Here is a 14,952-nt window from a genome sequence, read left to right as displayed (position 1 = left end):
CGAGGGAGGACTCGGTGAGCTCGCGCTCGCCGGCGATGCCGTACATGATCTGCAGGTTCTCCGGGTCCCCGGCGACCGCGCGCAGCAGCCACTCGAAGGGCGGGGAATTGCGGTTGATGCGCGACGCGAGGCCCGGCGTTGCCAGGTTGTTGGTGCACACGGTTGGTCTACGCTCCGGGTTCTCTAAGTCTGTGAAGTGCCACTTTGTCCGTTAAAGTGCATTTGATGAACGTTTCGCGCACTTGATGGGCGGAGGTGTTCGATGCCGACGATGGAGCTGAGCGAAGCCTCGGCCCGGCTGGTACTGCTCCAGGGCGTGGCCCTGCTGCATCCGGAGGACGCCGTGTTCGACGCGATGCTGGAGGGCTGGGGCCGGCAGCAGCGCGGCGGCAGGCGCCTTCAGCCGGACACGATCCGGGACCGGTGCGGAGTGGTGAGGCGCTTCGCGACGTACACCGACGCCTATCCGTGGCAGTGGACGGCTGCGGACCTGGACGACTGGACGACCGACCTGATCGCCACCTGGCACCGGGCCGAGTCGACGATCCGCGACTACCAGGGCACCGTCCGGATGTTCTGCGACTACATCACCTCGCCGCACTACCAGTGGCCCGAGGAGTGCGAGGAACGCTTCGGTACCCACCCGGTCCAGATCGCCCACGAGTGGAACACCACCGCCCACCTGGTCGACTACGAGGGAGGTCCGGAGCGCCGACCGATGACCCGGGAGGAGATCCAAGCCTTCCTGGACCACGCCGACGCCCAAGTCGCGCGCGCGTCGCGTCTGGGCCGCAAGGGGGCCCTCGCGGCCTACCGCGACGCGACCGTGTTCAAGGTCCTTTACGGGTGGGGCACCCGCTGCACCGAGACCTCGCGCCTGGACGTCGTGGACTTTCACCGCAACCCCAAGGCCCCCGAACTGGGCCGCTTCGGCGCACTTCACGTGCGCTACGGCAAACGCAGCAAGGGCTCGCCCCCGCGCCGGCGCATGACGCTCAGCGTCATGCCCTGGGCCGTCGAGGCGGTCGCGGACTACCTCGACAACATACGACCCCGCTACGCCTGCGCCGCGAAGAGCCCGGCGCTGTGGCCCACCGAACGCGGCGGACGCCTCCAGACACGCGAGATCGAGGAACGCTTCGCCACCTACCGCGACCAGCTCGGTCTGGATGGGAACCTGGTGCCGCACTGCCTTCGCCACAGCCACGTCACCCACCAGATCGAGGACGGCGCCGACCCTGCGTTCGTCCAACGCCAGGTCGGTCACCGGTACGCCTCCACCACCGCCATCTACACCGGCGTCAGCGGCGACTACATGAACACGATGATGCGCAAGGTCCTCGACCAGGCCCTTGCCAGCGAACAGTAGGGAGGCACCGAGGTGACCACCAGGAAGCTCGACTACCGCTGGCACCTGCGGGAGGTGATGGCCAACCGCGGCATGTTCTCCACCACCGACCTTCGCCCCCTGCTGGCCGAACGCGACATCAAGCTCTCGCCAAGCCAGACTTACCGGCTCGTTGCCGAGCGCCCCGAACGCCTCACCCTGACCACCCTCATGGCCCTGCTCGACATCCTCGGCTGCACCATGGAGGACCTCATCGAACCCGTCGCCACCGCCACGACCGCCACACGCCGCGCGCGCAAGACCACCGCCAGCGGCCGAGCCGTACCGGCCGACGACGCCATAGGAGAGCTTCGTCCCAAGCGGGCACGGATCATCACCGAGTAGGCGGCGCCCGTGTTCGACCAGCACAGCCTGCCGCGCTACGCCACCGAACCCGAGACCCTCATCGCCGAGATCGTCCACGCGGCGGACCCCGCGTGCCTGGGCATCGACGTCCACACGGTCCTGACCTCGGTCCTTCGCCAACGGCCCCTGCGGCGTGAACTCGCCGAGGCCCTCCACAACGACCCCGACCTGCTCACGTCCGGCCGGCCGCACGGACCACGCGGTGTCGAGCGCCTGGTGCGAGCACTCCTCCCCCTCGGAGCCGAACGGCTCAAGGTGCCCGCGTGCGGGTCGTGCGCCGTTCCGCGTCCCCTGGTCGGCCTGTCCGACCAGGGCCGTATCTGCGCCTCGTGCAACACCCGCCGCCACCGCGCGGCCAACGCCTGCACCCTCTGCGGCAGCAAGAACTTCCTCGCCCGCGACCGAGACGGGCTGCCCCGATGCTCCGCCCACCCGCCCGACCAGGGCAGAGACGCCGTCCGCGACCTCAGCGGGCTCATCGCGGCCCAGGACTTCGGGATCAGCGCGGACATGGCCGCCGAAGCCGTCCGACACGTCACGAACAACCGGGCAACCCAGCTCAAGCTGCTGTGGGCGATGGAGGACCACCCCGCGCTGCTGACCGGTGACGCGGCTCTCGGACCGCCCAAGACCGTGCCGCTGGCCCGCGCCCTGATCGAACGCGGTGCCCGCGGCATCATCGTCCCCGCCTGCCCCATCTGCCACCGCCAGGCACCGTTGCGCCTCGTGGTGCGCGACGGCCTCCGAGCCTGCACGCGCTGCTGGCAGAAGGCGCGCCCCGAACCGTGCGCCCTGTGCCACCACACCCGGCCCGTGGCCGGCAGGACGCACACGGGGCAGGCCCTGTGCCCGTCCTGCCGGATGAACGACCCCTTCAACCACCGCCCCTGCATCCGCTGCGACACCGTCGGGTTCCCCGCGGAGCGAACCGAGGACGGATCCATCTGCCGCAAGTGCGTCGCCATCCCCACGGCCACCTGCTCCGACTGCGGACAGCACGGCCCCTGCCGGAACACCACGACCGACCGACCGCTGTGCCTGCCCTGCTACCGCAAGACGTTCACCCACGGCCCCTGCCCCGGCTGCGGCACCGTCCGCGCGCTCCACCGCTACGACGGCGGCCCGGCTCGGTGCACTCCCTGCTGGCGTCTGCCCGTCGCCTGCACCGCCTGCGGTCAGCACCGCCGACCGGCCGCGCGTACCAGCCGGGGCGAGCCGCTGTGCATGCCCTGCTGGGCAGTACACCCCGAAGGCCGCGAGCCCTGCCGATCGTGCGGCGCGGCCGACCGACGCTACGTGCGAACCACGTGCCCGACCTGCACCGCCCACAGCACCCTCACCAAGGCCCTCGCCGGCCCCGACGGACACGTCCGACCCGAACTCGGCCCCGTCTACCAGGCACTTCTGCGGGCCGACGCCGAGATCGTCCAACGCTGGACCCGCTGGGTCCCCACCCGCCGGGCCGTCCTCACCGCCATCGCCGCAGCCGACGGGCCCGTCACCCACGAGATGCTCGACGCCATGCCGAACCGGCAGGCCGTGCAGAACCTGCGCGCCGTCCTGGTCGCCGGCGGCGCCCTGCCGCAACGCAACGAACGACTCGCACTCCTCGAACGATGGCTCGACACCACAATCGCCGGAGTCGACGACCCGCAGGCCCGCCGAGCTCTGCGCAACTACGCGACCTGGCAGCCCCTGCGCAAGCTCCGCCGACAAACCCGTGAGATCACATCCGGCCAAGCACAAGGCATCCGGCGGGAGATCCACATTGCCACCGGCTTCCTGACGTGGCTCCACCAGCAGGGGAGCACACTCGCCGACTGCACCCAGGACCATCTCGACACCTGGCTCAGCGAAGGACCGGCCAGCCGCTGGCGCATCGGCGTCTTCCTCAAATGGGCAGCCAAGCGCGGCCACACCCGCCCGCTCGCGGCCCCCAGGTCCGAAGCCGCCTTCACCGCCCATCTCATCAGCGAGGACCAGCGCCTGGCCATGATCCACCGCCTTGCCCAGGACGCCAGCCTCGACACCGCGGACCGCACCGCCGGGCTCCTCCTGCTCCTGCTCGCCCAACCGCCGAGCCGAGCGGTCCAGCTCACCACCGACCACGTCATCGACGAGGTCGGCGCGGTCAGCCTGCGTCTGGGCCGAGAACCCGTCCTCCTGCCCGCCCCGCTCGACGACCTGGTACGGCAGCTCGTCCACCAGCGACGCGGCCCCGGCGCCGTCGCACCCACCCAGGAACCGAAGTGGCTCTTCCACGGAGGCTTCCCTGGGCGGCCCATGAGCCCCGCCTATCTGTGCACCCGCCTCAAGCGAATCGGCATCCCACCCCGCCTCGGACACCACACCGCGCTGCTCGACCTGTCCATCGAGCTGCCGTCGTTCGTCGTCAGCCGCATGATCGGCATCCACCAGAGCACAGCCGACGTGTGGAACCGGGAAGCCAGCGGCTACAGCCAGAGCTACGCAGCAGAACTCAGCCGCCGCGAACCAGGCATTCCTCAAAGATGAACAGCCCGCCTTACCAACACGCCAGGCCTTCGCCTCGTCCCGGTAGCCGGTGCGCAGCAGGGAGGAGAGGGTGATCGCGGCGTCCCGCAGCCAGGTGTAGCGGTAGTCCCAGTTCCGCTCGCCGCCGATGTCCTCGGGCAGTGAGGTGGTGGGGGCCGCGACGATGCCGCCGGTCGGGGCGTAGGTGAGGCCCTTGAGGGTGATCAGCGAGCGGACCACGGCCTCCCGGTAGGGGCCCTGGTAGGTGCACTGGCCGGCCCAGTCGTGCCAGAACCGTAGGGTGCGCTTCAGTTCCCGCTCGGGGTCGACGGCCGTCGGGGCGCCGCGGTGGGAGTCGCGGTGGGTAAGGACGAAGGCGACGCGCTGGCCGGTGGTCACGGTGACCTCGGCGGTGAGGGCGCCGTCCGAGTCGGTGTGGTGGTCGGGGCCCTGGAGCCAGACCGCGTCGGGTCCCGCGATGGCCACGGTGTGGCGGGCGGTGCCGTCGGCGGCGTTGGGGCGGTGGACGGCCGGGGTGGTGCGTCCGTAGCCGAAGCGTGGCCGCACGACGGAGCGCACGGTCACGGCGCCGGCCACGCCGTCGATGATGCGGACGATCCGCGGGGCGGCAGGCGCGCCCTCGCGGACGGCGACGGGCATGAAGTCGGTGACGCGGACGGTGCCGTCGGGGGTGTCCCACTCCTGTTCCAAGATCAGCGAGTCGCCGGCGTAGCGGCGGCGGTCGGCCGGGCGCGGGGTGGGCTCGGCGGGAGCCAGGCGCCAGGAGCCGTGGTCGTCGGTGCCGAGCAGGGCGGCGAAGAGCGCCGGGGAGTCGAATCTGGGTGCGCACATCCAGGCCACGGCTCCGCGCCGGTTGACGAGGGCGGCGGTCTGCATGTTGCCGATCAGCGCGTGGTCCTCGATCAGGTCGCGTGGCTCGGTCGGGGCGAGGGTCATGGGGGTGGTGTCCTTACGTGGGTGGGAGGGTGACGGGGTTTCGTGCCCGCGGTCAGGCGGTCGCGGGGTTCGGCAGGCGCAGGTCCGGGCCCGGCCGGGCGTGCGCGGGCGGTGGTGTGAGTAGTCGTCGGGGGCCGGTGCGGGAGGTGTCGGCGTCGAGGAGGATTGCGGCGACCAGGCGGCGCAGGGCCGGTGGCAGGACCTGCGGCAGAGTGACGGCTTCCAGGGCACCGGTGCGCCGCCAGGGGTCGGCGGCCGGCTCCTCGCGGTCGCGGGCCAGGGCCCGGCGCAGTCCCGGGTCGAGGGCTGCCAGGGTGCGCAGCACAGCGGCGGGTCCGGCGAGCTGGGCGGGTGCGTGGCGTCGGCGGGTGGCGGGCAGTTCGACGCGGCCCGTGAGAATCAGCAGTTCGGGGGCGCGGGCGGCGAGGGCCTGTTCGAGGACCGCGAGGGTGGTCCAGGGCGTCCGGTCGGGGTCCAGCAGCATCAGCGTGTCGATGCCGGCGCCGGGCAACGGCTCGGCGGTCACGACAAGAGCCCGGCCGTCGCCGGCCAGCAGCGTGTGGACCCGGGCGCGGTCGCGCGGGAGCTGGGCGGCGGTGAGGGTCATCACCCCGCGCGGTCCGCGCCGGGTGAGCGGGTCCGCCACGCTGCGGGCCCGCGCGGCCAGGCGGTGGGCAGTGGCATCGTCCGGGCACAGGACCGCGAGCCTGCGCGCGCCGGGGCGCCCGGTCGCGGCCACCGCCACGCGGGCCGCGTCCTCCAGACGTCGTGTCCCGTCAGTGGGCCGTGGGGGTGTGGTGAGCGCGATCTCAATCCGGTAGGGGCGCGGGGCCGCAGGACCGAGCTCGCGGGCGCGGCCGTAGCGGGGGCCGGGGCGCGCGCTCCACAGCCGGCCGGACCCGTCGACGAACGCCGTGGTGGTGGTCTGCAGCACCCGGCGGTGGGCGGGAACGGCCGCGTCCGACAGCAGGGCGGCGCCCGCCGTACCGCCGGCCTCCAGGGCCAGGACGTCCTCGGCCAGCAGCAGGTCCCAGGGCGGCAGGTGGGCGGTGCGGTGGGCTGCGGTGAGCACGGCCGCGCCGGTGGTAGTGGTGACGGCCAGCAGCGGGCCGGGCAGCCGGAGGTGGTGGGTCAGGGCGGCCGGGTCGGACACCAGCGGGCAACCGGCCGGGGCCCGGCCGACGGTGACCCGTTCGCCCGGGGCGTGGACGCCGATCACGAGCGCTCCCGGCATGCTGCGGGCACGCCACTGTGCGAGGGCGCCGGCCAGGTCACCGCCCTGGAGGACCACGACCGCTCTGGGCACCGCGGCAACGGCCTGCTCAGCGTGGTGGGTCAGGGCGGTGCGCGGGCCGGTCATCAGCTCCCGGTGCCGGCCGTCGCCGTGGTGGTGACGGCGCACACCGGGGATTGTCGGCGTCGGGTGGCGGGGCGTGGCGGGCCTGCCGCCGCGAGGGCGTCCGTCGGCCACGGCGGCAACGGCGCCTTCGAGGCTGGTGCGCCACCGGTGCTGCAGGTCCGCGAGCGCGGCATCGGCCTCGTCCGGGCGGACCCCTGCAGCTGCGGCGGCCTCGGCGGGGGTGCGGTCGGCGGCGAGCAGCCTCAGAAGCCTCCCCTGGAGAGCGGTCAGGCCACCCGCCCGGGCCGGGACAGGCCCGCGCAGCCGGGCGCGGTGGTCCGGATCAGCGAAGTGCCTGGCGAGGAGACCGCACGTCGTACGCACCCCGTACCGGTCGCGCAGCACCTTGATGAGGTGGTTGACCTCGCGGGCGTACACGCCGTGGCGGGCGGCGATCGCCGCGGGGGTGAGCCCGGCGGCGAGCAGGTCCAGCACCGTCTGCTCGGCATCGTCCGGCACGCCGGTGGCCAGCCCGTTCGGCACCCGGGTGGCAGGCCGGGCCATCGTTCCGCTGTCGCCGGGGTCGGCGGTCACGACGGCTGTCCCGCGGTCAGGGCGCGCACGGCCGCGTCGAGGTGGGTGCGCTGGCCGGTGTCCAGGTACGGGGCGCCGTCGATCCACGGCCACCGTGACCCGGCCGGGTGCCGCGCGGCGCGGTCGGCGAGGGCGGGGTCGAGCGCGGCGCACGCGCGAAGGAGCACCTCGGCGCGGCCGGAGCCAGAGTTGACGGTGGGGTCGGAGGTGAGGGGTACCAGGACGGCGAGCGTGCGCGCGCCGTCGCGCGGGCCGCGGGCCTCGAGTGCCCATTCGACGGCCTCGCCCGCCGAGTGTTCGTCGTGCGGGGAGAGGACCAGCAGCGCATCCGCGCCCGCGGCCCGCACCGGGCCGAACGCGGCCAGCACCAGAAGTTCCTCGTGGCCCTCGGCGAACCGCAGCAGTGCCTCGGCCCGCTCCCCTGCGGGCAGGTCGGGCGTGAGCGTGCCGGTCCACAACGATGCCGGGCGTTGCCACCCGGGCCGGGTCATACCCACCCGGCCCACGGCGTCGGCAATCCGCCGGCACGTCGATACCGAGTGGCAGACCACCTGTACCCGCCGAAGCCCGTGCCTCCGCGCCGCCTCCAGGACCGTAGCGGCCACGTGGTCCGGCGTTCCGACCGCCGTCCAGGGAACGGCCAGCAGGCGGTGGCCGCGCACCCGGCTCTGCCCTCCGGCGATCGTGGTGCTGCGCCGCACCACCACCGTTTCGGCGTCGGACGGTGGCACGTGGGAGTGGGTGGAGGTGAGGGCCAGGCGGGCCGCGGCGGGCAGCAACGGTTCGGCTGCGGCCCCGGAACCGGGGTGCCCGGGCGGGGTGGGGTGATGGGCGTCGACCGTGACGATCAGGTCCCAGCGGGCGAGGCGGTGCCCTGGGGTGTGGTGCAGGGGCGTCAGCAGGTCCTGGGACTCGGGCGTCGCCACGACGGTGACCGGCTGGCGGGTGCCGGCCAGGTCGAGCAGGCCGCGCCGCGTCCAGGCGAGGACACGTTCGTCGTCATCGTGTCGGACGGGTCGGTGGCGCAGGCCCACCACGGTTCCCTCGTCCGTGCGGGCTCGCGCCCAGGTGTCCATCGCGTTATCCCACGCGGGGCCGTCGGCGGCGATCACCAAGACCCGCGAGCCGTGGCCGGCGCGGGCGTGCGCGACGGCAGCGGCCACGAGGTGCTGTTCGGCGCGCGGGACCTGCGCCGCCGCATGCGATCTGTCGGCTAGACAGGCGAGGATCGCCTGCACCGCCGAGGCGAGTGCTTCGGGGAGGTCCGGGGCGGGCAGCGGCAGACCCGGCCGGGCGTCGCCCGGGCGCACCACTCCCCGCAGTGCCCCGAGCGCCGTCGCCTCGTGATCGGTGGCCACGTGCAGCAGCCGCCGCAGCCGGGCGGCCCGGGAGCGAACGGTGGCCTGGGTGAGGGCGAGCTCGGCGGCAGCCTCGGAGTGGGGCAGACGGGCGAGCAGGCGCAGCAGTGCCCGGTCGGCGTGGTCGAGGTCCCACGGGTCCGTGACTTCGAGGGGCAGACAGTGGGCGGGGACCAGGTCGGCCGCCGTGTACTGCGCGGTGATCTGGGGGCGCAGGAAGGTGCCGCAGCGCCCCATCAGGGTAGCGATCGCCCGCTGGACGGTGGCGCGCGCGATCTTGCGGGTATCGGTGATGCTGCGGATGGTGCCGGGACCGCACAGCACTTCTGCCCATTCGAGTGATTTGCGGTCGTGCGGGAGCAGGTCGAAGAGCAGTGCCGGCCCCGTAGAGGTCGTGGCGTGGGTGGTGGCGGGCGTCAGGTGGATCATGGGCGGGGTCCTGAGGGTCGGAGGGCGGGTCGGCCGTTCAGGGGCCGGACGGTGGGCGGCGGCGCGGTGTGCTTGGCCCAGTCGAGAGGCGCGGTGCGCGGTGACGGGGGTCAGCGCCGTGTCCCAGCCGTCGGCCCGTCGGCGGGAGGGCGTCGGTCCGGCCGTCGGCGTGTCGGGCGGTGGCGTGCATCTCCTCGCGGAGGACGGCGTCCGCCTACGCGCACACAAGCCCGGGCTCGCTGCTCGTCGGCACCCGTAGGCAGCGGCAGCGCCGGTTCCAGGTCGGGCCAACCGCCGCCTCGGGAGTGGGCGCCGCGCAGGTCCTTCCTCAGATTCCGCGCGCCCGACGTGCCCACCGGCACCCGGATCCCGGTGGGCGCGAACCGGCGGACGGGGCGGCCGAGCAGGCGCGTGCCGTTCGGCGGCCGAGGAGGGTGGACGGACCGCGGTGGCGGGCATCGGGCATCGGGGTCCTCTGCTGGGGTGGTCGGGGTCGGAGGTGTCGGCGCGGAATGTTTCAGGTGGCGTCGCCGGTGCGGGGCAGGCCCGGTCCCGAGGCGCGCTCGGCGCCGACCAGTCGCACCCGGGTGTCCTCACCGGCCGCGCCGCACACACGAACGTGCCATCCGCCGACGTCGGCGAGGCGTGTGATGACCGGGCCCCGGGCCTGCTGCGGCACCCGGTCACCTCCACCGGACTGCCGTCGACGACCAAGCCGCTGCAGGCGAACAGGCCACTCTCCTTAGCCGCCTCCGCGCTCTCGCACGTGGTCAGCGGCAGGAGGGCGGGCCACTGCGCCCTGACGGACCGGCCGCCGGCGTAGCGGGCCTCGGTCCCGGTGTAGTGGGGAGCCCCGTCGACGAACGCGGTCAGGGCGGTGATCCGCTGCGGGGGCGCGGCACCGTCCAACATCGCCACCGGCACTCCGGTCGCGGCCCGCACCGCCGCGACCCGATGCGCCAGGGAGAAAGCGGGGGCGTCCCGGCCGAAGCCCGGGTCCAGGACCCGGCGTGCGTCGGACGGTGCGACGGGGGCGAGCCAGTCCCGGGCCTCCCGGCAGCTGTTCTCCTCAAGAGCGTTGAGGTGCTCGGGATCGGTCAGCAGGTCGTCGTAGCGGTCGCGGGGGAACACGGGGCTCCATCCACGGCGAGAAGTCGGCGGAAGGGGGTGGTGGCGGTGGGAGGGGCGGTCATCCGGGTGGCCGACGGGGACCGTCGAGCGCGCGCAGCACCGCCCGGCGGCGCTCACGCGGCACCACTGGCGCTGAGCCACGGCGCGGGGGTCCGGGCGGTAGGGCGGTTCGGTGCCCAGGTCGAAAGTGGGCGGCCCGACGGGGAGACGATGCCGTGGCGGGGCCGGTCTGCGGCGGCCGCGCGGACGGCGGCGGTATTCATCTCCTCGTCCCAGGTGGTGTCCGCCCACGCGCACACGGCGCGGGCTCGCTGCTCGTCGGCGCCCGCGGGCAGCGGCAGTGCGAACTCCAGGCCGGCGTGGCCGGCGTGCCGGTCGCGGGCGTGGGCGAGGTCCTTGGCCAGGTGCGGGTCGAGGGCGGCCAGCGCGCCGGTGAGTTCGGCCAGCGCGGTCCAGCCCTCGTCCGCCCGGTCCGCGGAGACGAGCAGCAGCGGCCCCTCGCCGGGGCGGGCGGGGGTGAGCGCGGCCTCGACGGCGGCGGCGGTGCGCTCGGCCGGGGCCCCGGCGGAGGTGTGGACCAGGGCGTCCGCTCCCAGCCCCGGCGGGAGCGGCTTGTCGGTAACCAGCACCCTCGGGGCCGAGTCGTCGGCGAACCGGGCAAGGACCGCCCCTTGGTCCCGGGCGGGCAGGACCTCGGCGGCCAGTGCGGCCTTGCCGAGAGCGGCGGTCAGGGCGCGGGCATCGCGTGGACCGCTGTGCACGAGGATTCGCCGCAGGCCGTGGGTGCGGACCAGGTCCGCGACGAGTTGGGCCGGGCCCGCGTGCTGGGCGGAGCGCACGGTGGCCGCGGCCGCGAGCCGCAACTCGCGCATGAGCCCCAGCTCCGCAGCCCGCCGCAGTGGCACGGCCGCCGTCAGCGCGCCGGTCACGGCCCGCGCGCAGCCGCCGCGCCCGCCGCGGTCGGCGGCGGTGACCCTTGGTGTCGAGGTCAGGCGCAGTACGCCGTAAGCGGGCGGGCACCACTCCGGGCGGCCGATCAGGTCACCGATGCAGGGCAGGTGCGCGTCGAAGGCGATGGCCAGGTCCAGCGGCGGCCACTGGCTCTCCTGGTGGAGGCGGGTGAGGGCGGGCAGGCCCTCAGGGGTGGTGACGAGGACGACGGGCAGGGTGGTACCGGCGGTGGCGCGGACGGCCGGCGCGTTGGTGGCCGCCGCGACACCGGGCGCAAGCGGCAGCCGGGCCGCCTCGGCCCTGCCCAGCACGGCGAGGACCTGGCCCGCGTCACGGTACGCGGCCGCGAGGACCTCGAGGTCGTGCTGCCAGTACGCGCCCGGCTCGACAAGGAGCAGCACGCGCCGCAGCCCGCCGGCGCGGGCCGCCGCGGCGGCGGCCAGGTGCACCTGCTCGCGGCTCGCCACCATCACCAGTGCCCGACCACAGGTGCCGAGTCGGCGCAGCGCGAGCCCGACGGGGACCCGCAGGTGCTCGGCCACCGGCGCGGCCACAGGCCCGAACCGCGCGGGCATGTCCGCGCGGCGCACGACACCGGCCAGGCAGCCGATCCCGACCGCCTGGTGCGCGGTCCCTACCTCCAGGGCCTCGAGGAGGCCTGCGCGGTGGCGGCGTACCGTCGCCACGCCGGCGCCGGTCTCCGCGCCGGCCTCCCGGTCGTCTGCGCCGGCGGCCGTCAGACGCAGCAGCAGCCGCTTCTCGGCGGGCAGGGCGTGGACGGCGTCCAGGTTCCGGGTGCCGAGGTGGCGGGGGGTCAGGTGTCCGGCCCAGGCGTAGTCGGCGACAAGCTCGGTGCGGTTGCGCGCGCCCGTGGCCTGCTGAAGGTCGGTCGTGTGCCTCGTCACCTGGGCGAGGGAGCAGTCCAGGGTCCGTGCGATCTGCGCGGTGCCCGCCGGTCCGGCGAGCAGCCGGGCCAGCGCGAGGGACGCGTCGTCGGCGGGCGGCACCGCCGGGCGAGCGGCGCCCGCGGGCACGTTCACCGGACCGTCCCGGTGGCGCAGGCGGTCGCGCCGGCGCTTTCACACGGCGCCAGCAGGATCCGCGGCGCCGGTCCCTGCGGCCGGCCGGCTGTGAGGAGCACGAGCGTGAGCGACCGCGTCCCCCACAGGTCGACCACCCGCACGCACGCCTGGGCGGTGCGCCGCTGCTGCGCCGTCCGCGCGTGGCCGTCGACCCGCACGAACACTTCGGGGCCCGGTATGGTCCTGGTGCCGGGCAAGGCGAGCCGGGCGGCGGCGTCCGGCCGCACCCGGCCTGTCAGCAGCCACAGCACGGTGCCGTTCTCGTACGTGCTGCGTACTCCCGTCGCTGTGCCGTCGGCGGCGGTGACGGGCTCGACGCGAAGCGGTCGGCCGTCGGCCAGCAGCGGCACCCGCGCCACCGGGCGCGGGCCCGGGCACGGGGAGCCGGTCGGGTCCGGTCCGTACCCGGCGCCGGTGCACGGGAGCCGCACCGCCGGGGTGTCCGGCATCCCGCGTACGGTCGCCAGCCAGCCGTCCACCGGCCCGCCGGGCACGGTGCGCCGGCCCGTCGCCGGGCACCGGACGCCGTCGGCGACCAGCGTGCCACCGGTGAACAGGCCGGCCCCGGAGGCCGCCGTCCGCACGTTAGCCGGATCTTCGGCCGGGACCTGGCCCGGTAGGTTCGCGCGGACGGAGAGGGTGACACCGTCGGGGTAGTGAGCGGTGGTACTGGTGTGGTTGTGCCCACCCTCGACCGGCTCGGTGGTGGCGTCGATCCGCAGCGGTGCGCCGGTGCCGTCGAGGAAGGCGACCGGCAGCCTGGTGGCCTCGGCCACCTGCCGGGCCCGCTCGGTGAGCGCAGCGGACATGCCGGGATCGAGCAGCGGGCTGTCCGTGCCGGGATACGGACACGTGCTGGGCGCGCTGCCGAGGGCCGAGGTGACAACGGCGGACCCCAGGCCGGGTCCGGGGATGTGGGTCGGGGGCCGCTTGGGTGAGCGGGGGCGGGACACGTGCTGCTCCAGGTTGGACGAGGGCGGGCGTTGGATATGGGGGCCGGTGGCGGGCCGGCCGGGGCGGTGAGGCGTGTTCGCGATCACCCCGTCACCGGCGCTCCGGTGCAGCGCAGGGAGGAGCTCGTGGCTCCAGCGGGTGATCTGTGGACCGGCCTGCCGGTGGCGGCGGTCAGAGTGGCGGGTTCGGTGTGGGGACGGTCACCGGCTGTTCCGTCCGTTCTTCAGGAGGAGGGCCACGGTGAATCCGGGCAGGCGGGTCGCGGGCGCCATCGGAATCCAGGGGCCGGCGAGCTCGGTGATCCGCGCGGGGTTTCGGGGATTCCACGCCAGGCCCGCTTCGGCGTGCACTGCGGCCACCGCGGCGCGGTGGGTGGCGTCGCCGGACGGGGTTCGGTGCGAGAGCACAAGGACGCTTCCCGGCGCGAGCGCGTTGTGGAGCGCCGACAGGAGCCGGGATGCTTCGTGGTCCTCGAGTTCGTGCAGGACGTCGGAGAGAACTACCGCCGCCGGTCGGACGGCGTTCAGCCGGGCCGGACCGTCGCGCAGTGCCGCCAGCAGGTCGTGGGGCCGGGCGAGGTCGGCGTCGAGGTGGCGCACCGCGTCGGGGACCGGGCTGTGCAGCAGAGCACGGGCGTGGGCCATGACCACCGGGTCCCGGTCCGCGTAGACGACCCGGATGCCCGGGGCGAGGGGAAGAAGCACGGCGTGCAACGGCAGAAGCGCCTTCGGCGCATCGTTATGGTGGCCGGTGGTCAGGCCGCAGCCCAAGTCAACGTGCTGGCGGATACCGCACGCGGTCAGGCGCACGACCAGCTCCAGGAGCTTGGCGCGGGCCGCCGCCGCCTCCTGCGCCCAGCCGGGCGCCGCCTGGAGCAGACGTTCGGCGGCGGTTCGGTCCGGCCCGAGGTGGTCCTTGCCGCCCTGAAGGGCGCTGGCCACCCGGGCGGACGCGGCGGCATCGGCCCCGGCCCAGGCCCGGCCGGGCTCCTCGGACCAGCCAGCCCGCCACCACCGCGCCGTCCGGTGCCCTTCGCTGCCGTCGGCGGGCTGTCCGACCTGGACGACCGTACGTGACTTCGACGGGACGGCGCGGCCGGCCCGCGGGCGGGCCGATGCCAGTCGAGGGGCGTCCGGGCGACTCACGCGGCACACTCGCAGGCGCCGGTGCGGGGGCCCCGCGGTGCGAGGACCCGGCCGTCGGGCATCGCCGCACCGGTGTCCGAGAAGAGGACGACGCCGTTGCACAGCAGGCTCCACCCCTGTTCGGGATAGCCGGCCACGGCGGTGGCCGCCTGGAAGTCGGCCGCTGCGGCATCGGGGCATCCGGGCCGGTGCCCGCAGCCCGCGGGGCGGTCCCGGTTCGGGTCAGCGAAGGGGCTCTGCGTCGGGCGGTGGCCGGCTGGACTGGTCGTCGGGGTGTCGACGTGCGACATCGGACCTCCGTGGGGAGCGGATCGGAACGTGGAGAGGGGACGGGCGGTCGGGACCGCCGAGGACGAGACGGCGCGGCCGGTGCCGCGGCCCGAATCCGGGCGGCCGGCAGGGCCCCGGGTCCCGCCGGAAGACGGCTTCGGCCGGGGCGCTGTGGCCGACAGTCGGGCGGTGCCGGCCGTTCCGGCTCCGATGCCCGCGCCGAGCAGGACCGCGATGAGCAGCGCGGCCTGCCAGGACCCCGTGCGGGCCGCCACCGCGAGCACCGTCGCCGCCAACCCGACGCCGGCCAGGACGGCCAGCAGGACCACGCCGAACAGGGCGCCCGCGAGCTTCTCGTGCGAGCGCCGCCTGCCGGCCACGTTGAGCGGCCGCCGGGCGGGATCCGGAACAGGGGCAGCTCCCCGGGCCGTCGCCCGGTCCCGAGATGGTGGGGCGCCGGCGAGCACGCGGGGAGCGGGCCGAGTACGCGGGTCGA

General features: G+C 74.8%; 9 protein-coding genes and 2 pseudogenes. 3 read left to right on the top strand and 8 right to left on the bottom strand.

What is annotated here, in order from left to right; genetic code table 11:
* The first annotated feature begins 271 nt into the window (after positions 1-271).
* The 3 genes from ACFWIC_RS37235 to ACFWIC_RS37225 are packed head-to-tail and all read left to right on the top strand — an operon-like array spanning position 272 to position 4,267.
* Positions 272-1,369, top strand: a complete 1,098-nt coding sequence (locus ACFWIC_RS37235; protein WP_380521392.1) for a tyrosine-type recombinase/integrase — start codon at positions 272-274, stop codon at positions 1,367-1,369.
* Between the two features lie 57 nt (positions 1,370-1,426).
* Positions 1,427-1,732: a helix-turn-helix domain-containing protein gene (locus ACFWIC_RS37230; protein ID WP_380521395.1), complete on the top strand. Its 306-nt coding sequence runs from the start codon at positions 1,427-1,429 to the stop codon at positions 1,730-1,732.
* Between the two features lie 9 nt (positions 1,733-1,741).
* A complete protein-coding gene (locus ACFWIC_RS37225; protein WP_380521390.1) occupies positions 1,742-4,267 on the top strand; it encodes a hypothetical protein in 2,526 nt (841 codons plus the stop codon).
* An 18-nt stretch (positions 4,268-4,285) separates the two neighbouring features.
* On the opposite strand, the pseudogene ACFWIC_RS37220 reads toward ACFWIC_RS37225, so the two are convergent.
* The 8 genes and pseudogenes from ACFWIC_RS37220 to ACFWIC_RS37185 all read right to left on the bottom strand — a co-directional run.
* Positions 4,286-5,203 (bottom strand): annotated as a pseudogene (locus tag ACFWIC_RS37220) (glycoside hydrolase family 15 protein); the annotation flags it as partial.
* Between the two features lie 52 nt (positions 5,204-5,255).
* Positions 5,256-7,136 carry a hypothetical protein gene (locus ACFWIC_RS37215; protein WP_380521389.1) on the bottom strand — a complete coding sequence of 627 codons (1,881 nt, stop codon included), beginning with the start codon at positions 7,134-7,136 and terminating at the stop codon, positions 5,256-5,258.
* The gene (locus ACFWIC_RS37210; RefSeq protein ID WP_380521387.1) at positions 7,133-8,923 is read right to left on the bottom strand and encodes a hypothetical protein; all 1,791 of its coding nucleotides are present in this window, start codon (positions 8,921-8,923) and stop codon (positions 7,133-7,135) included. The genes ACFWIC_RS37215 and ACFWIC_RS37210 overlap by 4 nt, the downstream gene beginning before the upstream one ends.
* 517 nt (positions 8,924-9,440) lie before the next feature.
* Positions 9,441-9,602, bottom strand: coding sequence for a hypothetical protein (locus ACFWIC_RS37205; RefSeq protein ID WP_380521385.1), 162 nt, complete (start codon positions 9,600-9,602; stop codon positions 9,441-9,443).
* Positions 9,603-10,167: 565 nt separating this feature from the next.
* Entirely contained in the window at positions 10,168-12,045 is a 1,878-nt protein-coding gene (locus ACFWIC_RS37200; protein ID WP_380521383.1) for a hypothetical protein, read from the bottom strand.
* Positions 12,042-12,896, bottom strand: coding sequence for a hypothetical protein (locus ACFWIC_RS37195; RefSeq protein WP_380521382.1), 855 nt, complete (start codon positions 12,894-12,896; stop codon positions 12,042-12,044). Before ACFWIC_RS37195 ends, ACFWIC_RS37200 begins: the two co-directional genes overlap by 4 nt.
* A gap of 345 nt (positions 12,897-13,241) precedes the next feature.
* Positions 13,242-14,186 (bottom strand): SAM-dependent methyltransferase, encoded by a 945-nt coding sequence (locus ACFWIC_RS37190; protein WP_380521379.1) that lies wholly within the window; start codon positions 14,184-14,186, stop codon positions 13,242-13,244.
* Positions 14,183-14,383: pseudogene (locus ACFWIC_RS37185) on the bottom strand (DUF5999 family protein); the annotation flags it as partial. The pseudogene ACFWIC_RS37185 and the gene ACFWIC_RS37190, both read right to left, overlap by 4 nt.
* Positions 14,384-14,952: the final 569 nt, after the last annotated feature.

The sequence above is a fragment of the Kitasatospora sp. NPDC127035 genome (genome assembly GCF_042726075.1).
Lineage (GTDB): Bacteria > Actinomycetota > Actinomycetes > Streptomycetales > Streptomycetaceae > Kitasatospora.
The sequence above is the reverse complement of the archived record's forward strand: the minus strand, read 5'-3'. Positions and strand labels throughout refer to the sequence as shown.

Coding starts and splice junctions, on each gene's coding strand:
- ACFWIC_RS37235 (WP_380521392.1), top strand. CDS start 272: ATGGAGCTGAGCGAAGCCTCGGCCCGGCTGGTACTGCTCCAGGGCGTG.
- ACFWIC_RS37230 (WP_380521395.1), top strand. CDS start 1,427: ATGGCCAACCGCGGCATGTTCTCCACCACCGACCTTCGCCCCCTGCTG.
- ACFWIC_RS37210 (WP_380521387.1), bottom strand. CDS start 8,923: ATGATCCACCTGACGCCCGCCACCACCCACGCCACGACCTCTACGGGG.
- ACFWIC_RS37195 (WP_380521382.1), bottom strand. CDS start 12,896: ATGTCCGCTGCGCTCACCGAGCGGGCCCGGCAGGTGGCCGAGGCCACC.